The sequence below is a fragment of the Arthrobacter sp. efr-133-R2A-120 genome, from assembly GCF_030209835.1.
Lineage (GTDB): Bacteria > Actinomycetota > Actinomycetes > Actinomycetales > Micrococcaceae > Arthrobacter.
In genome coordinates this window covers 94020-119014 of the sequence record NZ_JARVRF010000021.1, presented here as the reverse complement: position 1 = coordinate 119014, position 24995 = coordinate 94020, and the positions used below count along the sequence as shown (strand labels likewise).

23 protein-coding genes are annotated in these 24995 nt (G+C 63.2%); 14 read left to right on the top strand and 9 right to left on the bottom strand.

What is annotated here, in order from left to right; genetic code table 11:
* The first annotated feature begins 88 nt into the window (after positions 1–88).
* On the top strand, positions 89–1552 hold the full coding sequence (locus tag QRN52_RS12275; protein WP_284752999.1) for an aromatic amino acid ammonia-lyase: 1464 nt from the start codon (positions 89–91) through the stop codon (positions 1550–1552).
* 109 nt (positions 1553–1661) lie between these two features.
* Positions 1662–2543: a hypothetical protein gene (locus QRN52_RS12270; protein WP_284752998.1), complete on the top strand. Its 882-nt coding sequence runs from the start codon at positions 1662–1664 to the stop codon at positions 2541–2543.
* A gap of 277 nt (positions 2544–2820) precedes the next feature.
* On the opposite strand, the gene QRN52_RS12265 is transcribed toward QRN52_RS12270, so the two are convergent.
* From QRN52_RS12265 to QRN52_RS12255, 3 genes are all read right to left on the bottom strand, one after another.
* Complete coding sequence (locus QRN52_RS12265; RefSeq protein ID WP_284752997.1) at positions 2821–3759, bottom strand: serine hydrolase; 939 nt, start codon at positions 3757–3759, stop codon at positions 2821–2823.
* A gap of 173 nt (positions 3760–3932) precedes the next feature.
* Entirely contained in the window at positions 3933–4238 is a 306-nt protein-coding gene (locus QRN52_RS12260; RefSeq protein WP_284752996.1) for a putative quinol monooxygenase, read from the bottom strand.
* 28 nt (positions 4239–4266) lie between these two features.
* Positions 4267–5004, bottom strand: coding sequence for a glutamine amidotransferase (locus QRN52_RS12255; RefSeq protein ID WP_284752995.1), 738 nt, complete (start codon positions 5002–5004; stop codon positions 4267–4269).
* Positions 5005–5389: 385 nt separating this feature from the next.
* Between QRN52_RS12255 and QRN52_RS12250 the strand changes: the two genes are divergently transcribed.
* The 4 genes from QRN52_RS12250 (at position 5390) to QRN52_RS12235 (ending at position 8739) form a co-directional block, all read left to right on the top strand.
* On the top strand, positions 5390–6784 hold the full coding sequence (locus QRN52_RS12250) for an ammonium transporter (protein WP_284752994.1): 1395 nt from the start codon (positions 5390–5392) through the stop codon (positions 6782–6784).
* A 47-nt stretch (positions 6785–6831) separates the two neighbouring features.
* Positions 6832–7155, top strand: a complete 324-nt coding sequence (locus tag QRN52_RS12245) for a DUF6221 family protein (protein WP_284752993.1) — start codon at positions 6832–6834, stop codon at positions 7153–7155.
* Between the two features lie 136 nt (positions 7156–7291).
* Entirely contained in the window at positions 7292–7543 is a 252-nt protein-coding gene (locus QRN52_RS12240; protein WP_350225146.1) for a helix-turn-helix transcriptional regulator, read from the top strand.
* Positions 7543–8739, top strand: a complete 1197-nt coding sequence (locus QRN52_RS12235) for a type II toxin-antitoxin system HipA family toxin (protein WP_284752992.1) — start codon at positions 7543–7545, stop codon at positions 8737–8739. Before QRN52_RS12240 ends, QRN52_RS12235 begins: the two co-directional genes overlap by 1 nt.
* A 22-nt stretch (positions 8740–8761) precedes the next feature.
* On the opposite strand, the gene QRN52_RS12230 is transcribed toward QRN52_RS12235, so the two are convergent.
* Positions 8762–9658: a LysR family transcriptional regulator gene (locus tag QRN52_RS12230; protein ID WP_284752991.1), complete on the bottom strand. Its 897-nt coding sequence runs from the start codon at positions 9656–9658 to the stop codon at positions 8762–8764.
* 112 nt (positions 9659–9770) lie between these two features.
* On the opposite strand from QRN52_RS12230, the gene QRN52_RS12225 reads away from it, so the two are divergent.
* Positions 9771–10592: an alpha/beta fold hydrolase gene (locus QRN52_RS12225; RefSeq protein WP_284752990.1), complete on the top strand. Its 822-nt coding sequence runs from the start codon at positions 9771–9773 to the stop codon at positions 10590–10592.
* A gap of 44 nt (positions 10593–10636) precedes the next feature.
* Here the strand turns inward: QRN52_RS12225 and QRN52_RS12220 are convergent, their stop codons facing one another.
* The gene (locus QRN52_RS12220) at positions 10637–12127 is read right to left on the bottom strand and encodes a lysozyme (RefSeq protein WP_284752989.1); all 1491 of its coding nucleotides are present in this window, start codon (positions 12125–12127) and stop codon (positions 10637–10639) included.
* Positions 12128–12473: 346 nt separating this feature from the next.
* Here QRN52_RS12220 and QRN52_RS12215 point away from each other — a divergent pair, with 346 nt between their 5' ends.
* Both QRN52_RS12215 and mctP read left to right on the top strand, forming a co-directional pair.
* Complete coding sequence (locus QRN52_RS12215) at positions 12474–12755, top strand: DUF3311 domain-containing protein (protein WP_284752988.1); 282 nt, start codon at positions 12474–12476, stop codon at positions 12753–12755.
* The gene (gene mctP / locus QRN52_RS12210; RefSeq protein WP_284752987.1) at positions 12752–14449 is read left to right on the top strand and encodes a monocarboxylate uptake permease MctP; all 1698 of its coding nucleotides are present in this window, start codon (positions 12752–12754) and stop codon (positions 14447–14449) included. The genes QRN52_RS12215 and mctP overlap by 4 nt, the downstream gene beginning before the upstream one ends.
* Positions 14450–14479: 30 nt before the next feature.
* Here mctP and mmuM read toward each other — a convergent pair whose 3' ends face one another.
* Positions 14480–15442, bottom strand: coding sequence for a homocysteine S-methyltransferase (mmuM, locus tag QRN52_RS12205; protein WP_284752986.1), 963 nt, complete (start codon positions 15440–15442; stop codon positions 14480–14482).
* A gap of 37 nt (positions 15443–15479) precedes the next feature.
* The gene (locus tag QRN52_RS12200; RefSeq protein ID WP_284752985.1) at positions 15480–16916 is read right to left on the bottom strand and encodes an HNH endonuclease; all 1437 of its coding nucleotides are present in this window, start codon (positions 16914–16916) and stop codon (positions 15480–15482) included.
* Between the two features lie 140 nt (positions 16917–17056).
* Here QRN52_RS12200 and QRN52_RS12195 point away from each other — a divergent pair, with 140 nt between their 5' ends.
* The 5 genes from QRN52_RS12195 (at position 17057) to QRN52_RS12175 (ending at position 22845) form a co-directional block, all read left to right on the top strand.
* A complete protein-coding gene (locus QRN52_RS12195; protein WP_284752984.1) occupies positions 17057–17965 on the top strand; it encodes a LysR family transcriptional regulator in 909 nt (302 codons plus the stop codon).
* A 114-nt stretch (positions 17966–18079) separates the two neighbouring features.
* On the top strand, positions 18080–19177 hold the full coding sequence (locus tag QRN52_RS12190; protein ID WP_284752983.1) for a tartrate dehydrogenase: 1098 nt from the start codon (positions 18080–18082) through the stop codon (positions 19175–19177).
* 104 nt (positions 19178–19281) lie between these two features.
* Entirely contained in the window at positions 19282–20676 is a 1395-nt protein-coding gene (gene dctA, locus QRN52_RS12185) for a C4-dicarboxylate transporter DctA (RefSeq protein WP_284752982.1), read from the top strand.
* A 1-nt stretch (position 20677) separates the two neighbouring features.
* Entirely contained in the window at positions 20678–21811 is a 1134-nt protein-coding gene (locus QRN52_RS12180) for a glycerate kinase (protein ID WP_284752981.1), read from the top strand.
* A gap of 137 nt (positions 21812–21948) precedes the next feature.
* The gene (locus QRN52_RS12175) at positions 21949–22845 is read left to right on the top strand and encodes an SDR family oxidoreductase (RefSeq protein WP_284752980.1); all 897 of its coding nucleotides are present in this window, start codon (positions 21949–21951) and stop codon (positions 22843–22845) included.
* Positions 22846–23113: 268 nt separating this feature from the next.
* Here QRN52_RS12175 and QRN52_RS12170 read toward each other — a convergent pair whose 3' ends face one another.
* Positions 23114–23608: a hypothetical protein gene (locus QRN52_RS12170; protein ID WP_284752979.1), complete on the bottom strand. Its 495-nt coding sequence runs from the start codon at positions 23606–23608 to the stop codon at positions 23114–23116.
* 203 nt (positions 23609–23811) lie between these two features.
* A complete protein-coding gene (locus QRN52_RS12165) occupies positions 23812–24951 on the bottom strand; it encodes an ABC transporter permease (RefSeq protein ID WP_284752978.1) in 1140 nt (379 codons plus the stop codon).
* Positions 24952–24995 lie beyond the last annotated feature (44 nt).

Here is a 24995-nt window from a genome sequence, read left to right as displayed (position 1 = left end):
CATTAGTTGTCGTTATGGGACCCCAAAACGACAACAACTGCGAGCCAGTTGGGAACGTCAACTGCACATCTGAGGAAGGATCACTTCCATGATCGAAATCGACGGCAAACGGCTGCACCTGAGCGACATCGCGGCCGTGGCGGGTGGCGGGACAAAGGTGACGCTGGCGCCGTCGGCCGTTGAACGGATGGCTGCATCCCAACGGTCCGCTCGTGCGACGGCGCTGTCCCGTCCCGTCTACGGGCGGTCCACCGGCGTCGGGGCCAACCGCTCGGTGGCGCTGGACGCCGGGGACAAGGACCTCAACGTTCACGGCTTGAACCTCCTGCGCAGCCACGCCGTCGACGCCGGACGGGTCCTTGACCGGGAAACCGTCAGGGCGATGCTTGTCATCAGGCTCTCCCAGCTTGCTGCGGGATCGTCCGGCATCAACCCGTCCGTGGCCGACGCAGTTGTGGACATGCTCAACGCCGACGCTTTGCCCGAGGTGCGCGAATTCGGCGGAATCGGCACCGCGGACCTGCCCGCGTTGGCGGGAACGGCGCTCACCCTCCTCGGCGAGCGCCCCACGATGGACGGCAGGCGGGTCCCCGCACCGCTGGAAACGTGGGCCACCGAAGATGCGCTTCCATTCATCAGCTCCAGCGCGCTCACGATCGCCCAGGCAGCACTCGCCCACCAAAGGCTCTCCACACTCGTGGAAAACCTGACCACGGTGAGTGCCCTGTCCTTCGCGGCAATGTCCGGGAATCCCGAGGCATTGAGCCCTGAAGTCGCCCGGGCAGCTGATTCGCCTGCAGTCACCGAGATGGCCGGGGTGCTTCGCGGCCTCGTGGAAGGAAGCGGTGCCCCGGCGAGGATCCAGGACCCCTACTGCCTGCGCACCCTGCCGCAGGCCCTCGGCTCAGTGGTGGAGGAGCTGGATGCGCTCGGCACTCTTTTGGAGCGTTTGGTGGTGGCCGGTCATGAAAACCCGCTGGTGTACGGTTCCGCGGAGGACGGCAGCAATGGAGTAGCCCATCACGGCCTGTTCCAGATGACCAGCCTCGCCCGCCGCATGGATGCCCTGCAATTGGCCATCGGTGCGGCGTGCGCAACGAACCTTCGGAGGATCAGCCTGCTGTGCGATCCTGCGTACACCGGGCTCCACCGATTCCTTGCGGGCGACGACGCTGGCCAGTCCGGCGTCATGATGCTGGAATACGTGGCGGCGGCAGCGGTGGGCCGAATCCGAGCCAATGCACAGCCCGTGAGCCTGCAAACGGTGGTCCTCTCGCTGGGCGCCGAGGAAGATGCCAGTTTCGCGAGCGTGGCCAGCTCCCACATGGATTCCACCGTGCGGGCGCTTTCAACGGTGGTTGGCATCGAACTCCTTTGCGCGTCGCGGGCGCTCAGACTGCAGGGCAGGACACGGGAAGAGTTCGCGAGTCCACGGTTCCGAAAGGCCTTCGACGCCGGGCTTTCGTTGCCCGCCGACGTCCAGGACCGGGATCTGCGGCCCGATGTCGACGCCGCGGTCCACCTGACCGTGCTTCCCGAATTCGGGCGCTAAGCTTGCTTAGCTATGGACTGCCGCCCCGGACGGGCGTAGCTTAATATCCAAACACCGCACTGGGGAGGTGGAGTGTTTGGCCGGGTCTCTGGGGCGCCATGGCTTATCCGTGGTACGCCCTGTCCTTCTTGCCGTTTTCGGCGCATTGGCATGGTCGCTTTGGCTCGCAGGTCCTTCGCAAGCCACAAACGTCCTGCCGGCGATCCCGGCCGTGCCCGCAGTTTCCACAGTTACGACCGTTCCGCTGTCGTCGGTTTCGCTGTCCCCGGCCCCCTTGCCCGATCCGATCGGGCCCGTGGCTCATGGCCTGTCGTCCGTCATTCCAAGTCCGACGCAGGTGACTGCCCTTCCCGGAACCGTGTTCAACCAGCTGTCGGGCTCTACGGTGGCTCCTCTTGTCACCGGGCTCACCGATCCCACGAGTTCCTTGGTTGATACGGCGGTCGGCACAATTCCGGCATTGCCCGGGCTGCCTTCGGTACCGCAACTGCCTTCAGTGCCGGCCTTGCCGCCGTTGCCGCCGTTGCCGCCATTGCCTGGTGTCCTGGACCCTCCGGGAATAGGCCTTCCAATCGGCGCAGTCCCGGCCGTTCCGTTGATGGCTCGGACCGGCGAACTCGCGGCGGCTGATCCCACATCCCTCCGTACCGGCACGCTTTCGCCGGCCGCCGGACGCGGAACAGCAACGAGCCCAAGCATCCCCGGATTCATCCTGGCCGATCTTGTTGTCCTGCCCCCGGCAATGCTCGCGACGACGGAAATGTCGCCGGTTCCGGGAGGCCCTCCGCCCGGCAAACAGGTCCCTCCGGCCGCGCCTCAACAAGAGTCTGGCTCGACGCCGGAATCGCAGGGCGGCTCGGCTGCCTACGGCGCGGCAGACCTCCCGGAACAGCGTGCACTGGCACCGCCCTTCCACACCGCCCCCGTCCCCGATGGCGGGCAAGCCCCCGCAGCGGAACCTGCATTCGACCCGGGGTCAACTCCCGACTGAACAGGTCGCCCCTGCCTCATGGCAGGCACGACCACCTGCGCTAAACAGCGCAAGACCAAGTTTCAGTCAGGAGAAGACCATGCAAGACGCAATCTGTGCCACGAAGACATCAACCGGCCGAATCATCGGCAATTGGCCGGATCCTATGTAGAAGGGAGGTATCTATAGCAAGCATCGCGACAGGCGCTCAGCGCCCAAAGGGAACAACGACGCCGGCCGTACAGTCAGTCTGACTGCACGGCCGGCGTCGTTGTTCTGAAGGTATGGCCAAGTCCTTCTAGAACAGGCCGCCTACCACAGCCTGGGTGAGCTGGTGGAAGATGTCGGTGCGGGCGGGGATATCACTCTCGTCCTGGCCCTTGGTGTAGACCACGAACGCGTAGGAGTTGGTCCCGTTGGTGAGGATGCTGGCGTCGTGGAGTTCGTCGTCGAGCAGTCCGTACTTATGGAAAACAGTGATTCCGGCCGGCACTGCGGCGGGGATGAGTGATTCGTAGTTGGTGTTCTGCATGTAGGACAACAACTGCGCTGTGTCCTGTTGGTCCAAGAGCTTCCCGTTATAGAGGCCGGCCATGATGCTGGCCATTTCGCCTGGAGTCAGGGTGTTGTTCTCCGGGTCATAGCTGATCCCGATCGACGTGGCGTAAGCCTGCAACTCCGGGTGGCCTATGGTGTCCATGATCAAGGACCACGAATCGTTGTCGCTATCCTGGATCATTTCCTTTATTTGGAACCCGGAGGTGTAGTCCCCCAAGGGATCGTCAAGGGACGCTGCGCCTGTTTCGACCAGGTGGTAGTACGCAACAGCCGACAGGACCTTGGCAGTGCTTGCTGCCTCGAACGGCTCCTGAACCCCGTATTGGTGCGTCGATCCATCAGACAGATCAATCAGTGCGACGCCGATCTGGTACCCGTTGTTGGCGTCGATGATCGCATTGATTTGGGCATCAAGCGCGGGGGTCACAGTTCCTGCCGCCGTCGGGGCTGGTGCGGCGGCCACGGGGGTAGCAGGGGCCACCGGGGTAGCAGGGGCCACCGGGGTGGGAGCGGCAGCCGCTGCCGTCGGGGTTGCCGCCGTCGTTGGCTCGGCCGCCGCCGGGCCATCCGCGGGAGCCGTCGGGGCCGAGACGAAATCGGAAGCGGAGCGGGCGTGCGCAGCTGAATAGACCGTGGCCGTCAGGGTCAGGGCCAGAATGGCCGCGAAGGCTGTCAGCAAGGCCGATCGACGTCGGCGGGGACTCCAGCGGTTCCACCGACTTCTCTTTCGTCCGGACCCTTGGCCGGGACGACGGGGCTCTTGCTCATCCATAATGAAGCAACCGTAGCTACTGCAGCTATGTAAGAGCTATGAAAATCCTGTCCGTCAGCAACGTGTCGCCTGGGTGAATATCAGGCGTCGCGGATGGGTGAGCCCAATACTGTGAAGCGGGTGCCGCCCATCTCTCCGGACAGCATCGGCATTGCCTCAGCTATGGCGGCCCGGACGGTGTCCAGCTGCAGCGATCCTTGGTGCGCTTCAGCCGATTCCCACAGCTCGCAGACAAAGACGGTGTCCGGTGATTCTTCGTTGACGCCCACCTCGTAGAGCAAGCAGCCCGCGCCCCGGAGCTCCGGTTTCGGTCTGAGCAGGATAGCGACGACGGCGTCGCGTTGGCCGGGTTTCGTGCCGAGACTTCCCACGTTTGCAAAGGTCATGCGCCCATTGTGCTTCATCCCTCCGACGTTATTGAGGAATGGAGTATCGGCGGACAAAGTTCTTGAGGATCTTCATCGGTTCGGTCGCCCTGAACTTGCGGGCATCCGCCATCAGCTGTTCCGCGGCATCTGGCGGGAAGTATCCTGCGTAGCGGTAGGTGTCGATCCGGGTGACGAGCCCCTCGGCGTCGAGCTCCGGATGGAATTGTGTGGCGTAAAGGTTCCTCTTGACCCGGAACATCTGTACCGGGCAGGCGGCGGAACCGGCGAGTAGCACCGCGTTCCCAGGCAGGACCGTGCAGGCTTCCTTATGGCCCGTAAAGGCGACAAAGCGCTCGGACATGCCTTGGAGGAGCGGGTCTTGGAGGCCCTCCGCTGTGAGTTTGATGGTTACCCCGCCGAGTCCTTCACCGTAGGTACGGTCGATAACCGCCCCCTGGTGAAGCCCCAGGGTTCCGACCCCATAGCAGGCCCCCAGAAAGGGAAAGTCGGCGGCAACAATCCTGTCCAGCAGCTGCGCGAGTTCCTTCTCCACCCGTTTCTGTACCAGGCTCTTGTGCTCTGGTGGATCGCTCGAAGTGAAGGGGCTGCCACCCACAATCACGCCTGAATAGTCGGAGAGCTCGAACGGCGGGAGAGGCGCCGCCTCCATTCGAATGCGTTGCAGCTCCTCGGGAGCAAGCCCTCCAAAACGAAGATACGCCTGGTATTCTTCCTCGGCGGCGGCGTCTTCGGCACGAGACGCGAGCAGGAGAAACGGCTTCACAGGCTAAGTGTGCGCGCGGAGGCCGTGACGCGCCAGCGTTCGGCTGAAACATCCCTTTTGCTTGCGGTGAGCCGCCGTTCACGTGGAAGAAATGTCCGGATTTCCGTCCGCGTGGCAGGACTTCACCTTCTTCCACCATGGATTCCGCGGAATCACGGGGATCATGGGTGCCCGCTCCGGGCGGCCTCGCGGCCGTGCGGAGGCGGCGTTAACATTCCCGAAACACTCCCGTCATGCGTTCTTCACGCCAAGCCAAGTTATGTAACGTCCCCGCAATTTTTCCTCGCATTGCTTGAAACACGGGACCGGAAATATTGGGCGGGGGAAGAACGGGGCGACGCTGCGGCGGCCCTGCTACGGCATTCCGATCAGAAGGGAAGCGCACGTGAATATCACTGCGGAAAACGTTTGGGTGATGGTGTCGGCGGCACTTGCACTGCTCATGACCCCGGCACTCGGCCTCTTCTACAGTGGCATGACCCGGGCCAAGGCCTCCCTCAACATGATCATGATGAGCTTCATCTCCGCCGGCATCGTAGGCGCCGTGTGGATCCTGTGGGGCTACTCGATGATCAGCGGGAAGAGTGTCCTGGGGATATTCGGCAATCCGTTCAGCAGCTTCGGCTCGGCGGACCTGGTCGGTTCCACCGATCTCATCAAGCTCGGCTTCAGCGCTACCTTCGCTATCGTCACCGTGGCACTGATCAGCGGCGCCATCGCCGATCGCGCCAAATTCACTTCCTGGGTCATCTTCGTCCCCATCTGGATCACCCTGGTGTACTGCCCCTTGGCTTTCATGGTCTGGGGCGGAGGCCTCCTCAGCCCCGGCGGAGCCATCAGTTCGGTCTTCGGCCAGGTGATCGACTTCGCCGGCGGCACTGTGGTGGAAATCAGCTCCGGCGCCGCCGCGTTTGTCCTGGCATTGATTCTGGGCAAGCGCCACGGCTTTGGAAAAGACCCGAACCACCGCCCGCACAACCTCCCCTTCATCATGCTTGGCGCCGGCCTCCTGTGGTTCGGCTGGTTCGGCTTCAACGCCGGCGCGGCCACGACGTCGGCGCAGGCCGGCTTGATCTGGGTCAACACCCTTGTTGCCCCAGCGGGGGCCATGCTCAGCTGGTTGGTCACCGAGAAGATCCGGCACGGCCACCCCACATCCTTGGGTGCCGCATCCGGCGTCGTTGCCGGCCTCGTGGCTATTACTCCGGCCTGTGCCAACGTGGCTCCCGCCGCAGCCCTTGGCCTGGGACTGGTGGCTGGAGCTGCCTGCGCCGTGTTTGTCGACCTGAAACACAAGTTCGGCTTCGACGACTCCCTCGACGTCGTGGGCGTCCACCTCGGTGGCGGGCTTGTCGGAACGCTCGCCCTCGGATTCATCGCGCTGCCGGTGAACGGCAAGGGTGGAGGATTGTTCTACGGCGGCGGACTCCAGCAGCTCGTGGCGCAGATCGTCGCCATACTTGTCACCCTTGCAGTGTCCGGAATCATGACGGCAATCATTGGCCTTGTCATCCACAAGACCGTTGGTTTCCGGGTCAGCCACGAGGCGGAGCTCGCTGGGGTGGACTTGTCCGAGCACGCCGAGACGGCCTACGAATTCGGTGGCATGTCCCGGAGCCACTTCAACGCCCTCCCGCACGCCGCTGTCCTCCCCCACGTCAACATCCCGGTTGCCGCTGCGCCCGTCCCGGCTTCAGCCCGAGCCGCGGCCGCCGCTTCGGCCCCCGGGGCCACAGCCGCCGTCGAGCGCCAGCGCGAAAAGCAAGCGGACCCCGCTTAGCGGTAGCAGGCATTTCCGCGGCCGCGGGGGGCGCGTACGCTCAATTTGTGGATATCGTCGATTTCCTCTCTGACCGCCTGAATGAGGATGAGGCTGCGGCGCGGAAACTCCTGGGCGACCGTTCCGTCTCCGAAGCGGGCAAATGGTACGAGCGACGCCTTCTCCTGGAATGCGAATCCAAGAGAAGGCTGCTCAGCATCGTGGAATCCGCACGGCAGACGGCCCTGGCCACGATGGTTCGCGGCACGCTTGGGGATACCCCGCAGTGGATCCCGGAATCGATCGAATGGACCACGAAATCGTTGAATGCCCTCGCGCTGCCCTACTCGGACCATCCGGACTTCGAGCCGGAATGGCTCGCGGGGACGTAGCTGGTTGGCGTTTCCGCGATCCAATCTTCATGTAGAAATCGGCAGGATCTTGCCGAAACGGCCCTTAGGCGGTCCCATAGCAGCCTAAATCATCACTTTCGGCAGCATCTTGCCGATTTTGGCATATTGGTTCAGAATGAATCTAAGAAATAGCCAAATCGGCAACATCGTGCCGGATCATCGGAGACTCGTGGAAGACCTAGCGGCCATTGCGGCCACCATACGGAATGCACGCAAAGAGGCCGGAATCACGCAAGCAGACCTTGCCGACCTTGCCGGGACCTCCGAAAGGACCGTGCGGGCGATTGAGACGGCCACCGGAAATCCTTCGCTAGGGGCCGTCGTGGCAGTAGCGAACGCCGTAGGCCTGCACATGGCGGCGGGCTAATGGTCGAGGACTTTCAGGAGTTGAAGTTCGTCCGTGCAGCGGACGTTCACAAAGGCGGTGTCCTGGCGGGCCGGCTTGCCCGCACTGACCAGGGCGGGGTCAGTTTTTCCTACGTGGCGGAGTACCTGGCTTCCGGCCGGCCCGCCGTTGCCAGTTCCTTGCCCTTAACGGAGATTTCCGTGGAGACTCCCGCCGGTGCTCTTCCGCCGTTCTTCGCCGGCCTGCTCCCCGAGGGGCACCGGCTTAGCGTGCTCAGGGACGCCACCAAAACCAGCCTAGACGACGAACTCACCCTCCTGCTCGCAGTCGGAGCCGATGCCCCCGGGGACGTCCAAGTGGTCCCTGCCGGCGAAATTCCAGTGGAACCGGCACCCCTGGCCGACACGTCCAGGCCCGAGGAACTGGACTTCGCAGCATTTGCCAACGCAGTGGACCGCCATGCCATCCCCGGCATCCAAGACAAGGCAAGCGCCTCCATGCTGACCACGCCGCTGTCACTCAGAGGTCAACGGTACCTACTCAAACTCGACCCGCCCAACCATGCACATTTGCTAGCGAATGAAGCAGTGCATCTCTCCGCCGCCAAGGACCTCAAGATCCCTGTAGCGAAGAGCCGCATCATCACCGACATGCACGGGTTGCCCGGGTTGCTAGTGGAACGCTTCGACCGTGTCCGGGACAAGGACCACATCTGGGTGCGCTTGCCCATGGAGGACGGAGCCCAGGTCATGGGCCTGCCACCGGCTTCCAAGTATTCGGTGACATCGGAGGACGTCTCTGCTGCGCTTGCCGGGCGGTGCAAAGCCCCACTCGTTGCGAGCCGCAATCTGTACCTGCAGTTTATCTTTGCTTGGCTGACCGGGAACGGCGACCTCCATGCCAAGAATCTATCGATCCTCGGGGGCCGGCAGGGAGGATTCGTCATGGCCCCGATATACGACATTCCATGCACCTTGCTGTACGGAGACGACTCGCTCGCGTTGCCGGTGTCCGGGAAAACCAAAAACCTCAAGGCGAAGCACTGGGCCGATTTTGCCGCGGCCCTCGGCTTGCCACAACGCGCTGCCACCACCGTCAATGCATTGGCCCTGTCAGCTTCTGGAAAGGTCAAGTTGGAGGACCTACCGTTCACCGGGTCACCGCTCCGAGGTGCCCTGCGGGAATTGCGGTTCCGGCGAGGTGAGCTGGAGGGCTGACTGGCGCCTCGGGAAGCATTGCCTACGCTGGCTTAGCCACGTGCAACCTAGCATGGGCCACCAGCTGAGTGGTCAGGGGCGAGGCGTCGTTCCGAAGCCAGACCAATACCGTGGGCACAGGATAGGACACTCCGGCAAACGGGCGCCACACGACGCCGGGCGGATCACCGGGCACCACCTGATGCGGCGTTTTGAAGGACACACCAAGCCCGGCAGCCACCAGGCTCATGCTGGTTGCAATACTTGGCGACCAGCGGTGTGGGCCAGGGATCATGCCGCCGTCCATCATCAACCCGAGCACGTGCTCACGAACGTCGGGGTCGCCGTCGCGCTGTAACCAGATCAATGCCTGGCCGTTTAGATCCGTGGGACTGATCGCCGTCAAGCTTGCCAGCGGGCTACCCGACGGAACAGCCACACCCATTGGTTCCGTCTCCAAGGTCAGCACCCCTAGGCGTTCATCTCGGGGTGGCACTGCGTGGATGAAGACCGCATCAAATTCCCCGTCAAGAAGTTTCAAGACCCCTTCCCTCGCCGCCGCGGCTTTGATGTCTACTTCCGGCCCGGCCCCGTCCGTACCAAGACCGCTGAGCAGGGCTGCAAGCAGCGGGTATGCCACCCCTACGGCTACGCCCAGTTTGAGCGCGCCGCGTTGGGGACTGCGGATCTCTTCCATTGCTGTCAACGCGGCATCGTGAGCTTGAATGATGTGCTCCGCTTCCTCTTGAAGGCGGCGGCCGGCATCTGTGAGCGAAACGTGGTTGTGTGTTCGGTCGAGGAGCCTGAGCCCGAGCGATTTTTCCAAAGCCTTGAGTTCCTGGCTCAGCGCGGGCTGGGCGATGTGGAGCCTGACGGCGGCTTTGCCGAAGTGCAGTTCCTCGGCCAACACAAGGAATCGCCGGAGTTGGCGGATCTCCATGTCCCATCATAAGAATTTGTGATCGTCCGAGTCCATAGCCGTCTTGGACGCCGGAGGTCATCCGGGCGTCCAATGAAAGGGAAGGATAACAGCGATCGGAAGGGTGAAGACGATGAGCACCATTGAAGGGACAGCCTTGGTAGAGACCAACGGCACCACAATTCACGTTGAGGTATCAGGCCACGGGTCTCCAGTCCTCTTGGTTCCCGGCGCCGCCGGTGACGCCCGGCAGTACTCCGATCTGGCCCGGCTATTGGCCGAAAACCATAAGGTCATCTCCTATGACCGTCGGAACAATGCTCGCAGCCCCCGGCAAGAGGATTGGGAGAAGACCTCGGTTGAGCAGCACGCCGCCGACGTTGTTGCCCTACTGGAGGCGCTCGGGACCCAGCCATGCGTTGTGTTTGGAAACAGCACCGGGGCACTGATAACGCTGGCTGCCGTCCTGAAGGCTCCCAAGCTCTTTTCCGGGGCAGTCCTGCACGAACCAGCCCTCATGGGCGTTCTGGCCAACCCCAATGACGCCATGGCCACAGTGCAACCTGTTATTGCAGCCGGCATGGAAGACGGAGGGCTCGCCGGCGGAGCCGAGGCCTTCATCAGGTTCGCGGCAGGGGATGCCGCTGCCCTCCTGCCGCCAGACTTCTTCGAAGCACTCCGGAACAACGCCAGGGTCCTGCTTGAAGGGGAGTTCGGTGCCTTTGCGTCTTGGCGGCCCGAACCGGCAGCCTTGGCAGAACTGACCGTGCCACTGGCCGTGCTCAGTGCCGAGCAGACAGCACCTTTCTTCGTAGAAGCCGCCGAGTGGATAGCTTCCCATGCTGGCATCAGTCGCCGGACTGTGCCTGGCGGACACATGGGCTTCCTAGACCACCCGGCGGAGCTGGCCAAGGCGATCGATGAGATGTTTTCGGCAGCTACTCAAAACGGCTAGGAGGGTGGCCGCCTCCGCTGTTTCGCTTACAGAAAGCCTCGCGCTTAGTGCGTCGTCCCGAACTTTGTGTTGTACCGGTACATGAACGCCGCCATCGCATCCCGATTGACAGCTAGATACGGACGATAGGTCTTGCTTCCATCGGACTCGGTCCAACCCGTGCTGATGCCGCTGTTTGCGAGCCAGGTGATCTGCTTGTAGAACGGGTTGTCAGTAGCGACGTCGGTGAATGGTGAAGTCGCCGGCGCTGTGAAGGCCGGGCTACCCGCGAGGCGGTACATGAAAGCTGCCATGGCGTCACGGTTGACCGCCAGATATGGCCGGTAGGTTTTGCTTCCGTTGGCTTCCGTCCAGCCGGTACTGATGCCGTTGTGTGCGAGCCAGGTGATCTGCTTGTAGAACGGATTGTTCGTGGCAACGTCCGTGAATGGCGATGTCGCCGGAGGGGCGAACGCCGGGCTGCCCATCAGGCGGTACATGAAGGCGGCCATTGCGTCCCGGGCTACCGCCGTCAGGGGGTTGTAGTTCCTGGACCCGTCGGTTTCGGTCCACCCAGTGGAGATGCCACGGGACCCGAGCCAGTTGATTTCAGTCGTGAACGGATCACCGGAAATATCCGAGAAGATGGGGCCCGGGTTGGTAGCGAAGTCGGCCAGTTGGGTGAGTGTGCCGTTGAAGACGTCCTGGTCGCCGGGAAAGATGCCTGAATCGGAGTTCTGCCACAAGGTGTAGTCCGGCCAACTGGCCGGTAGCGGTCCGGGGTCAGTCGCCCAGGACGAGAGATGCAGGGGGTGGTTCCCGAATCCGGCCGCGCCTCCGGTACAGTCAGTCCACCAACTGGTGGAAGTGTAAATGGCAGGCAGGCGCCCGGTCCGGGAGAGGATGGTCGTGGCGAAATCGGAGATCCAATTCACCATCTCACCCTGGCTCAATCCGTAGCATTCGCTTCCATAGGGATTGGGTTCCAAGTCCAGCAAGGCAGGGAGGGTCTTCCCGTCCGGGGTCCAAGCCGCGCCGCTCTGCAGAAAGTAGCTGGCTTGGTCCGCTCCGGACGACGAAGGGTCCGGCAGCGCGAAATGGTATGCGCCGTGCAGGAGTCCGGCGTTTGCGGATCCCGCATATTGGGTTGCGAAGTACGGGTTGGCGTAGCCAGTTCCCTCGCTCGCCTTGACATAGGCGAACTTGGCGCCATTCGTGGCCGCGGTGTGCCAATCCACATCGCCTTGGTGGCTGCTGACATCCATTCCTGGCACGCCGGAAGCTACCGAAGCGGGCTCTACGGCCTGGGCAGACATCCGCATTGGCGTGGTGGGCTCATGACTGCGGATCGTTGAACCCATCGCGTGGTCATTCGAGGTACTTGACGTCGCGGACGGGGATGGAGATGGGGTAGTCGTCGCGGAAGCGGCGCCAGCTCCAGGCGCGCCGAGAACGATGCCCGCCACGAGAAGAGCTACATACCCGGCCATGCCCTTCCGGATACCGCGCCGAACGGGATTCTGCCGCTTGGGAGCGCGCGGGATCGACGCGTTCATTGGAATTTCCTTCCGTTTTGGCAACGGAAGAGACCCGCGCCTGCCACCAAACGCCCGCAGGAGCGGACGTCACGGATACTATCAGCTCAAATCAAAACGAATGACAAACAGGCGGGATCCGCCGTGCGGGTCCTGCCCCTCTCAGACAACGACGACGGCGGCGCTCCCGACAGTGCCGGCCGGCACCAGGACTACCTGGCGAAAATGCGTGGGCCACTTCCCCTGTCAAAGAATTAATCCAGAATCTATTCTGTTGATGGACCGGTACATTTGCGGTCCATCAGGCCACCGGCACGTCCCGGGAAGCCCATCCCGCTCCGGGGGCCGTCTCTATGAGGAGGCGTCCATGTCAACTCCCGATGTGCCGACCCGGGGGCCGGCAAGGCCCGGCCCGTACATTGCGGCCGGAATCCTGCTAGCAATCGCCATCCTGGTTCCGCTGTTCGTTCCGGCGTATTCGATTGATCAGCCCCGGTTAGCTGGCATGCCGTTCTTCTATTGGTACCAAATGCTCTGGGTTCCGATCACTGCGGGCATGGTGGGCGTCTCCTACCGGCTGGTGACCAAGGAGGACCGCCGTCGCCGCGAGGCAGCGCGGGGCGCACGCACTGAGGAGCAGGAACAATGAGCGCGCTGACCGTCCCGCTGGCGACCACAGCGGATCGGCCCGTCAACGGCGTCGCGCTCACCGTCGTCGTCGTCCTCTTTATCCTGGTGGCGGTGCTGGGCTTCTTCGCGGCGCGTTGGCGCGCTGGCAAGGAGACGGGCCTGCACAGTCTCGATGAGTGGGGCCTCGGGGGCCGCGGTTTTGGAACCTGGGTCACGTGGTTCCTCCTGGGCGGGGACCTCTACACGGCTTACACCTTCGTGGCCGTACCGGCGGCAATGTGGGCAACCGGTGCCGTGAGCGGATTCTTCGCGGTGCCGTACACGATCGTGCTGTACCCGATCGTATTCCTGTTGATGAGCCGTCTGTGGTCGGTCTCGCACCGTCATGGGTTCGTCACGCCGGCTGACTTCGTGGGCGGGCGCTACGGCAGCAGGGCACTGACAGTTGCGGTTGCCCTCACGGGCATTGTCGCGACCATGCCCTACATTGCGCTGCAACTGGTTGGCATCAAGGCGGTGCTCACCGTGCTGGGCCTCGGCAGCGCGGAGAATGTGCTGCTGACTGACTTGCCGCTGATCATCGCCTTCGTGGTCTTGGCCGCTTACACCTACACCTCGGGCCTTCGGGCGCCGGCGCTTATCGCCGTCGTGAAGGATCTGTTGATCTACCTCGCCGTCATCGTTGCTGTGATCTACCTGCCGATCAAGTTCGGCGGCTGGGACAACATCTTTGGTGCAGCCCAGACGAAACTCGACGCCATCAGTCCGGCCACAGGCAAGCCGGCCGGCGTCTTCATTCCGGGTGCCGCCAGCTATTCGGCGTACTGGACGCTGGCTCTTGGCTCGGCGATGGCGCTGTTCATGTACCCGCACTCGGTCACCGGAGTCCTGGCGACCAAGAGCAGGAACACCATCCGCAAGAACGCCGCGGTCCTTCCGCTGTACTCGCTCATGCTGGGATTCCTTGCCCTCCTGGGTTACGCGGCAATCTCTGCGGGCACCAAGCCCATTGACCTGAACGGTGCAGTCAATCCGCAATTGGTGGTTCCGCAGTTGTTCCTGGATAATTTCCCCGCATGGTTTGCAGGGATCGCTCTGGCGGCTATCGCAATCGGCGCCCTGGTCCCGGCCGCAATCATGTCGATCGCTGCCGCCAACCTGTTCACCCGCAATATCTACCGCGACCTGATCCGGCCCGACGCCGACCCGCGGCAGGAAGCGAAGGTCTCCAAAATCGCCTCGCTCGTAGTGAAGTTCGGGGCGCTGATCTTCGTGATCGCGATGGACCAGTCGGCCGCCATCAATATGCAACTCCTCGGTGGTATCTGGATCCTGCAGACCTTCCCGGCGATCGTGGCAGGGCTCTACACCCGATGGTTCCACCGCTGGGCGCTCTTCGCAGGTTGGGTAGCCGGCATCATCTACGGAACCGTCGCGGCATACAACGTGGTCAACCCAGTGACGAAGGCGAACTTCGGTGGTTCCATCGCCGCCATCCCAGGCACCAACGTGCAGGTCTACATCGCGGTCGTAGCGTTTGCCATCAACCTCATTGTTGCTGCCGTCCTGTCGCTGGTGTTCCGCGCGATGAAACTCCCCGACGGGAAGGACATCACCCGGAACTCGGACTACGGAGCTGACGAGGACGACCCCAAAGTTGCCCAACTCCAGCGCGAGTACCCGCTGGGCGAAACAGGAGGCGGCACGTTCTGACTGGATCTGTGCACAAGCTGGATCTGTGCACTAGGGCTTCATCGACAACCTTGCCACGGCAGCGATATCCCGCGGCGTCGTTCGGCAGCACCCGCCAATGAGGCGGGCCCCGAGGTCGTGCCAGGCGCCAACCCCATCGGCGAGGCTCGACGGGCCCCCGGCCCTTGCCCCGGCGACAGGTCCCCACGTCTTGGTGACAGCATCGTAGCTTTCGCCCGAGTTCGGGTACGCGAGCAGCGGCTTGTCCGTGGCATTGCGCAGGGCCTCAAGCGCTGGGGAGACCAAGTTCAACGGCACGCAATTCACGCCGATCGCCGCCACACGCGGCTGGGCTCCACAAAGCGCCGCCACCCGAGCAAGGGGCGTGTCGTCGCTGATGTGTCCGCCGTCCCGAAGCGTGAAGGAAAACCAGGATTCGACGTCGAACTCTTCCACGAGCGCCAAAAGGGCCTCAGCCTCCGCGAAGGATGGCAGCGTCTCACAGGCGAGCAGGTCCACCGAGGCCTCCACAAGCGCCGCAATGCGGGGCCGGTGGAACTCCTTGAACTCGCGCTGGGTGAGGACGTAGTCGCCCCGATATTCTGAACCGTCGGCGAGAAAGGCGCCATAGGGACCGATAGATCCGGCAATCAGCAAGGGCCCAGCCCCCGGGTTTTCCGCCAAGTGCTCGCTCCGAGCCTCGTCCGCCAAGCGAACGCTTAAGGCCACTAGCTCCAAGGCTTCCGCCTCGGCAATGCCGCGCCGGGCAAATCCCTGGGGCAGGGCTTGATAGCTCGACGTGATGGCGATTTCGGCGCCGGCGTCGAAATAGTCGCGATGTACCTGCTTGATCAGCTGAGGTTGTTCCAAAAGGACCTTGGCCGACCATAGCGGATCGTCCAAATCGCAGCCGCGTGCTTCGAGCTCGGTGGCAAGTGCGCCATCCACTGTCAGGTTTGCACCCGAATCAAGCATGCGGGACAAGCTGATGCTGTGGCTGCTCCTGCTGTCCATAGCTTGAGCCTACGATCCTTCTGCCGGGTTTGTTTGCCTAGGCGGGTTGGCGTAGTTCTCGTTGGTGGCGCCCGCGAAACAGGTCCCCGAAATAGTGCGCAGCCATGACTGGCGGGTCTCCGTTCACATGGGTTCCTGGCAGGGGTGGGGCTGTTGATCGGTAGTGGTGTCCGGTGGGGGTGCGGATGTCGAGGACATGCCGCGTGCCGGGGTGGGTTGTTGCTGTCCAGCCGGGGAGTTCTTTGGTCTGGTTGCAGGCTTCGCACAGGCCCGCCCCGTTCGCCAGGCTGGTGGGTCCGCCGTCGCGCCAAGGGATGATGTGGTCGAAGTGCCGGATCGGTGCGTCGCAGTAGGGGGTGCGGCAGGTGTCGTCGCGGGGTTGGATGAAGCGCCGCAAGCCGGCCGGGAAGAGCCGGGCCCGGGAATCGGCGGCGACAAGGTCCCCGGTCCCGGGGGCTGTGTAGAGACGCCGCAGCCAGACCTTGAAGGCCCGGTCCGCGGGCTGGCCGGGACGCGGGCCACCAAGTGCGGGCTGGCCGGGCGTGAGCAGGGTGCGTGCCCAGCCGGCGGGCACGATCCCGTAGCCCGGCAGGCGGGCCGGTTCACTCTCGCCCTGGAGAAGGGTACGGTCGGTCATGACGAGCTGGACTTCAACACCGCTGATCCCTGCGGTGGTGCCGGTGGTGCGTTCGACGAGGGCGTCAGCCATGATCTGTCCCCGGGTCCGGGTGTCCCCGCCGGAGCGCAGCGAGTCTGCATGCCGGGTCAGGGCCGCGTGAACGGCCACGCCCTGGGCGACGGGAACCAGCGCGGTCAGGTAGGTCATGGTGTCAGGTGCCGGGCGCAGGCTCACGTGCCGTTCGGTGGCGGCGTGGCTGGCGCGCTGGGTCACGGAACGGGGGTCCCGCCGGTACGCGGCGGCCCGGGCCGCCGCGATGATGGTCCGGTCCCCCGCGCCGTCGAAGGTTCCGGTGTCGGCGGCGAGTTCCTCGTCCACCGCGCACCGGTCCTCGGCGGACAGGCAGGCTGTTTCCTTCACCAGCAGGGTCGCCCGCCATTCGTTCAGCTGCCCGCTGTCCAGGGCGGCTAAGGTGTGCGGCATCTCGGTCACCAGCGCCTTCGCCAAGCCGAACAGCCGTGATCCGCGGGCCGGGGATTCCCGCCGGGCCAACGCAATTTGAGCTCCGACCCCGCGGCCGCGTTCCTCGGCCGGCACACCCGCTGCCGCGTCGGCGCTGCGCTGGGCGGCATCGAACGCGACAGCGATCCGGGCCTGCGCAGCAGCGGCCGCGGACTTCAAATCCTCCAGGGCACGCAACTGGTCAATCAATTCGGCGCTTTCAATGCCGGGCCGAAGGGAGCTCACCACATCGATCAGGTCCCGCAGCCGGACATCCGGCACGGAAGCATCCGGAACTGTGCCGCCGGTTGGCGCGCCCGTCCAGATCAGCTGCGTTCCCTGATTGCCGTCCATAAGAAAAGCCTCGCAGGGACCCCTGACATTATTAGGCTGGAGAACCGCGCCCAGGCGAAAATCTTGAGAAGCAGCCGGACTTTTTGGGGCGGGCCAGCCCCCGATAGCCCAGACCGCCGCCCAGCCAGAGGAGCCGCACTGTGGACACTCGAAAACTGAAGTACTTTCTAGCCGTCGTCGATCACGACGGGTTCAACCGCGCCGCCGAACACCTGCTGATCGCGCAACCTTCGCTTTCCCAGACCATAGCGAGCCTGGAGAAGGAACTCGGCGTTCCGCTGTTCCACCGCATCGGCCGCCGGGCGGTCCTCAGCGAAGCCGGCAAGGAGCTGATCGGCCCGGCCAGACTCGTCATGCGGGATCTCGACGCCGCACAATCAGCGGTCCAGTCACTCCAGGGGATCAGGAGCGGTCGACTCGACATCATCACCATGCCGTCCCCCGGCATCGAGCCGCTGACGTCCATGATCGCCGCCTTCACCAAGGTCTACCCCGCAGTCCGGCTCAACATCAGTGCCGCCTTCACTCCCGAAGAAGTGATCGAGTCAGTCCGGAACGGCAGCTCCGAGATTGGACTGGCCGGCTCGCCTACGCCGATCCTGGTCCCCGGCGTCCAGGTCCTCGAACTCGAAAAGCAACCGCTCATCTTGATCGTCAACCCGCGGGCCGACACCTTCGGCGCCGAGCAAACGGCAATCCAACGGGAGGATCTCGGAGGCCAGCGCATCATTGCCAGCCAGCGAGGCTCCCTCATGCGTTGGCTCGTCGATGATGCCCTGGCGCACGGCGTAGAGGTGGAGATCGTTGTCGAAGTCGCCCACCGGACCTCCATATTGCCCCTCGTTCTGGCGGGAGTTGGGCACGCGGTGATGCCGTCGTCGTGGGCTCCTACCGCGCATAAAGCGGGGCTGCGCACCCTGCTCATCGAACCGGTGAGCCGTCTGGACGTCGCGGTCCTCAGCCGCAAAGACAACCTCACCCCCGCGGCCAAGGCGTTTTTGAAGGTCGCTGCGGAACACACCGAGCGCACCAACGGCCAAAATCAATAGGCGCTGCCTATCAGTCGTATCGAAACTAAGTCTTGGACGCCGCCTACCCGCCGCCCGTCTACTTGAAGAGGAAAGCAGTGTGACTCTGCTAACAAACTCAACGAGGAGGTAGGCATGAGCGCCACCCAGAAATTCAGCATCGCATCGATCCCCGCAGACGGCGTCGGCAAGGAAGTTGTCTCGGCAGGCCGCCGCGTCTTGGACGCCCTTGCTGCGAACTCGAACGGCAAGTTCGCCTTTGAATGGACCGAGTTCCCGTGGGGCTGCGGCTACTACGAGAAGACCGGCCAAATGATGGACCCCAAGGGCCTGGACGCCCTCAAGGACTTCGACGCCATCTACTTCGGAGCCGTCGGCTGGGAGAACGTCCCGGACCACATCAGCCTCTGGGGTTTGCGCCTGAACATCACCCAGAACTTCGACCAGTGGGCCAACATCCGCCCGGTCAAGTTCCTCCCCGGCATCGAGTCCCCGCTCCGCAAGGCTGACAACACCGAGCTCGACTGGATCGTTGTCCGCGAAAACAGCGAAGGCGAATACGCCGGACTCGGCGGTCGCAACCTGAGCGGCCGCGGCCCGGGCAACGAAGTGGCGCTGCAAACCGCGCTGTTCACCGAGAAGGGCTGCGAGCGCATCATGCGTTTCGCGTTCGAGCTCGCCCGGACCCGCACGGTCAAGAAGGTCTCGTCCGTCACCAAGTCCAACGCCCAGCAGTACGGCATGGTCCTCTGGGACGAAACCTTCAATCGCGTCGCCCTCGATTACCCGGACGTCCAAACTGAAAGCGTCCTGGTTGACGCAATGAGCGCCAAGTTCATCCTGCACCCCGAGGAACTGTCGGTGGTCGTCGCGTCCAACCTGAACGCCGATATCCTCTCGGACCTCGGTTCCGCCCTCGCCGGCAGCCTCGGCCTCGCCGCGAGCGCCAACCTGAACCCGGAGCGCCGCTTCCCGTCGATGTTTGAGCCGGTCCACGGTTCCGCGCCGGACATCGCAGGCAAGGGCATCAGCAACCCGATCGGCGCCATCGCCAGCGCCGCCCTGATGCTGGACCACTTCGGCCTGCGCGAAGAAGCTCGCTTGGTCGAGGCCGCCATCGAGCAGACCACCGCCGCCGGGTACCTGACCCGCGACGTCGGCGGCGAAGCCAACACAGACGACGTCACCGAAGCGATCATCAAGGCACTTACGCACACCCTCGCCGCTGTCTAACGCGGAGGTCCCTCCCCAACACTCGCAAGCTCGCGTCGGGGCCCTCGGGACGCCGCTTACCCTTTCAGCATTCTCCAGAGATTTTCCACAATGAGGTAGGAATCATGGGACACATATCAACCGCCGGTCATCCGACTCCGGCACCCAAAAAACGCTGGTACCGGCAACTGTATTTCTGGGTTCTGACCGCCATTCTCATTGGCGTCCTGCTCGGCTGGCTCGCGCCGACTGCGGGCATTGCCATGGAGCCGATCGGGACCACGTTCGTCAATGCGATGAGGATGCTCATCGGCCCGATCGTCTTCCTGACCATCGTCGGTGGGATCGCGAGCGTCGCGGACCTGAAGAAGGTCGGGATGACGGGCCTGAAGGCCCTCACCTACTTCCAGCTCGGCACCATTTGTGCTTTGGTGTTCGGCCTGGTGGCGATCAATATCTTCCGGCTCGGCGAGGGCGTCAACGCCACTGCCGGCACCATCAAGACCACCGATGCCGCCGCCAAACTCATCGACGCCGGGGCGCACCAGGAATGGTGGCAGTTCCTGACCAACATCATCCCCACGAGCATCGTCCAGCCTTTCATTGCGGGCGATATTCTCCAGATCATCTTCATCGCGGTAGTCTTCGGGATCGCGTTGAACGCGCTGGGCAAGCTCGGCGCGCCGGTGCTCGACGGCGTGCAGCGGCTCACCGGCGTGATGTTCAAGATCCTGGGCTTCATCATGAAGGCCGCGCCGCTGGGTGCCTTCGGTGCCATGGCGTTCGCGGTCGGCAAGTACGGTGTGTCCTCCTTGACCAGCATGGGCGGGCTGATCGCACTCTTCTATGTCACTTCGATCCTCTTTGTGGTGGTGGTCCTCGGCTCGGTCATGGCGTTCCTCAAGCTGAACATCTTCACGATGATCAGGCACTTCAAAGAGGAATACTTGATCATTCTGGGCACCTCGACCGCCGAACCTGCGCTGCCGGGCCTGATGCGCAAACTCGAGCACGCCGGCGTCAAGAAAGAGACTGTAGGGCTCGTTGTCCCCACCGGCTACAGCTTCAACCTCGACGGCGCAGCGATCTACCTTTCCCTGGCCGCCGTATATATCGCCCAAGCGACCAACACGCACCTGAGCATCGGCCAGCAGTTGGGCCTCATCGCCGTCATGCTGCTTACGTCCAAAGGTGCTGCGGGCGTCGCAGGCGGCGGCTTCATCGCCCTCACCGCAACGTTGGCCACCATCGGTACCATCCCGGCCGCCGGCATCATGCTCATCTTCGGCATCGACAAGTTCATGTCCGAATGCCGTGCCCTCGTCAACTTCACCGGCAACGCTGTCGCCACGCTGTTCATCGCCTGGTGGGACCGCACCCTCGACGCCGACCGCGTCCGCCGCGTCTTCGCGGGCGAAGTTATGGAGCCGATTCAGGTTCCTGAAGTTCCGCCGCACGCTGCCGCCGTCGAGCCTTTTCAGCCCGCTGAACGCCGCCCGGCTTACTCGGACTCCATCTGACATGGCGAATGCATCCGCCCCGAAGACCGTCCTCATCGCGCCCGACAAGTTCAAAGGCAGCCTCACCGCCAGCGAGGTGGCGGACGCCCTAGCAGGCGGGCTGCGTTCCGTCGGAGCGATTCGGTGTGAGCTGCTACCGCTGGCGGACGGCGGTGACGGCAGCGTCGATGCCGCCGTCGCCTCCGCGTTCGCCCGCCACGCTTTCGTAGTCCCCGGCCCGACCGGACAGCCCGCGCAGGCGAGCATCGCGTTCGACGGCGTCACTGCTGTTGTGGAGGTAGCGAACACTTGCGGTTTGGGGCTGTTGCCGGACGGACGGCTTTTGCCGCTCGATGCGTCGAGCCGCGGTTTTGGCGAGGCTGTTCTCTTTGCCCTTTCGTTCAGGCCGGCGCGGATCGTCCTGGCACTCGGAGGCAGCGCCAGCACCGACGGAGGAATGGGCATGCTCACCGCCCTGGGCTACCGCTTCCTGGATGCCTCCGGCCGTTCTTTGGAGGGCAACGGGCGGAATCTTGGCCTTGTTCATTCCGTTGTTGTGGATGCGCTTCCTGGGCTGATTGGTGTGGAACTTTTAGTCGCGAGCGACGTGCACAACCCGCTGTCCGGGCCGGACGGTGCGCCTGCGGTGTTTGGTCCGCAGAAGGGCGCTTCGGTTCAGGATGTTTCAGCGCTCGACGCCGGTCTGACGCACTTTGTCTCGATGCTCACTTCGGGCGGGTTTGAGAGTGCGGCTTCCCTTGCCGAGCATCCCGGCGCCGGAAGCGCCGGCGGGATCGGCTTTGCGTGCATGTTGCTTGGCGCTTCTCAAGTATCCGGGGCGGACTACTTCCTGGACCTCCTGGACTTCGACGCCCGGAAGGAAGGGTGCGACCTTGTGGTGACCGGCGAGGGCAGCATCGACGAGCAAACCCTCGCCGGAAAGCTGCCGGCCGCCGTCGCGCGCCGCTCGGGCACCCGGCCGATCATCGCCGTCGCTGGCCGTTCGTTGCTGCAGCGGGAGCGGTGGTCCGAGATGTCACTTTCGCACATCTACACCCTGGCGGACTACACGGATCTGGACTCGTCGAAGGATCCTGTGCTCTCGGCGGAGCTGCTGCGGAGGATCGGGCGGGATATTGGGGAGGGGTTGGAGTGAGGTACTCCCCCAACCACCTCTCGCCGTGCAATCCACTGCGCGATATATTCGGAGGGTCTCGAACTGAGTTGTAAGAGCCTTGTCACCGGACTGGCCGAGCGAGGCTTGGTCTTCGTCCCTGCGCGAAGGAGCATCCCATGACTGACGCCAAACCGGTCCTCGTCGTCGGCGCCACCGGCCACGTGGGCGGCAAAGTGGTCGACGAACTGCTCGCGAGGGGCAAGAGTGTCCGGGCTTTGGTCCGGCCAAGCTCGGATGCAAGCAAGCTTGAGGCAAAAGGTGTCGAGATTGCCCGCGGCGACATGCTGGACCTAGATTCCCTCATCGCTGCGATGACGGGAGCCGACGCTGTGATCAGCTCTGCCGCCGGGTATACCCGCCGCGACAAGCGGGCTTTGGAGATCGACACCGAGGGCAACACCAACCTCGCCATCGCCGCGCACCGGGCCGGCGTCCGGCGGTTTGTCCTGGTCAGCATCCTCACCGCAGACCAGACACCGGGTGTTCCGCACTTCTGGCACAAGAAGCTCACCGAGGACAAGCTGGAGGCACTTGAGGTTCCGTTTGTCGCCCTTCGCCCCGGCGCGTTCCTCGACCAGGTCACCAGGATGGGTGGCGACCCGTTCGAGAAGAAGCGCCTCACATGGTTCGGCACCAAGACCATCCCGCTGACCTTCGTCCTCACCTCCGACCTCGCCGGATACCTCGCGGCAGCGGTCGACGCCGATGTCGCCGACGGCGAACGGATCGACATCGGCTGGGACCGGCCGGTCAGCATGCAGGAGGTTGCGGACATCGCTTCAACTTTTGCGGGCGGACCTGTCAGTGTCCGGTCGGTGCCCGCATGGTTTGTCAACGGGCTAGGCGCGGTGATGGGACCGTTCGTCCCGATGGTCAAGGACATGAGCTCCATGCTCGGCTGGTTCGAGACGGGCAGATACGTCGCGGACACCACGCGTCAAGCCGAAGTCTTCGGACCAGTCCCGACGCCGGAAGACGCCGTCGCGCGCTTCGCCGGGAGTTTGGGGCACTAAGGGATGGCACCGGTTCCACCTAGTTGTTGGCAGAGTCGCGCCGGTGTTGAGGGGGGCGGACCGGCGTTCAGCGCCGAGACCCTTCTCGCGAAAGTCGGACGGCGCAGTCAGTCCTCCGGAACCACGGTCTGCCTCGGGCGAACAAGGTAAGCCTCTAGCCCGGGGGCACTCAGCACCGCAGCGACCGCCGCGAACGAACCTCCAACGAAGACCGATCTCGCGTAAATGTCGTTCCTGACAAACCAGGCGCCATCGTCCGGTATCCAATTCATGGCAAGTCGGTCGGCGGAAAATCGATCGGTTCGAGAGCGAGCTCAATGCTTCCACTCCTGACATGCATGACCCTCTGCTCGCCAATGGTGATGGTTGGACTCTCGCGTACCTCCTCCAGCAGAGAGTCGTAACCTTCCCAGGCCAGGAAAGTGAAAGCGGAAGATTGAGTGTGCTCGGCGAAGACTTCCGACAGCCGCAGAGCAACTGAGCTGTCTATGGTGCCAGTCTCCGGTTCGTAGTATTCGTTCGGATCAGGGTTGACTATCGAAACGATTTCACTCCACTGGGTTTCGCTGTCGACGGTCATTGCGCTGCCCGCAATGACCGACCATCGCAGACGTTGGCCTCTGGAGGTCCTCACCGGATTCATAACGCGGGCAAAGGCGGGAAAGCTGTGGGGTACCAGCCCGGCAAGCGCAGCAGAAGGTTGCCCATAGATCTCCCCCGAGTACCAGCTGAGCACTTCTTCCTGATTCAGAACGATCACCATCCTTTGTACGAGAGAACTTGAGTACAGGGTGCTCGCCAATCCAAGTTATCGATTCAAGCAATACGACAGAGAAGACATTTTTGCGACCAGCTAGCCCTTCCCTACTGTCGCGCCATTTGGATAGATAACCATTGGACCCATATCGCAGAGGCGGCGCGCCTCGGCAAAGCCTGTGGAACTCATATGCTTGCACTAAGGGGGAGCTACAGGTCCCTCAGCGACGAATCCGCGTCGAGCCGAGCGAGTCTTGCGACGTGGCCAACGGCTCCAAGGCACAAGAACAAAGGCACGCAGAAGAGTGCTCCGAGCACGAGCAGCCAGTTCGGCATTGCCCACGCAGCCACCGGCAGGAGGTCGAGCTGAAGTCCGCTGAAGACCGCCGTTCCTACGACGGAGCAAAGCGTTCCCAAGAGCGTCCCAACTACGCCGATAATCAGACCCACTGCTGCCAGCTCGACCATGCAAACCCCTGCTATCGAAGCCCCCGACCAGCCTATGGCCTTGAGGAGACCCACTTCGCGGGCCCTCTGCTTAATCCAGCTGCCACCGACCGACACTCCAACCCCGAGGCAGAAGATGATGAGGAAGCCACCGATCACCCAGCTGACAAGGGCAAGAAGGGCAAACAGGCCTGACAGGGACCGGATTTGGCCCGCGACGCTGTTCACTGAGTATCCGAGCGCTCGGACTTGATTTTGTACATTGACCACTTCGTCTGCCGAGTCAACGCGAACATAAGCGCGGGGATAGGCCAGCGCTTTTTTATCCGGCCGGGCATTGGCAAGCGTTGACTTGAGTACCTTGCTGGATACGTACGCGGCTTGCGCGCCATCGGTACCAGGCGACGAGTTGTCATAGATGCCTGCCACGCGCAGAGATATGGAAACGGGTTCCCCGTTTCCGAGGCCGATTTCCTTTGTGTACACGAAGCTCATTTCCTTGCCGAGTAGCTGAGCATACTTTTGGCCTTGACCCTTGTCGGGAAGCAGGATCTGGCCTTCCCCAGGGCCGCCTCCGGAGACGTCCCCGAGCAGTACCTTCGGGGTGATACCGCTGATAAAGGGTGTAGCCATGAACGCGCCGGGGTTGTTCGGAGATGGCCAGTTCGCAGGATCATCTATGGCGAGGTCAATTTGTGCCCAGCCGGAGGACCCCACCACATGATCGATTTGGTCAAACCGGGACAACGAGTCGTCGGTGATCTCGCGAGCTGAGTCTGGACCTACTGAAGTTACCTCAACATAATTCAGGGCGGAGTTGGTGGTGATCTTGTTTGAGTATGAACTTATGCCGGCCCCCACGATGCTGTCGGCGAAAATGAATACCGCAATGCCAAGACTCATTAGTACCGCGAGCGGCCTCAATTTCGATAGAGAAAGCCGCACCG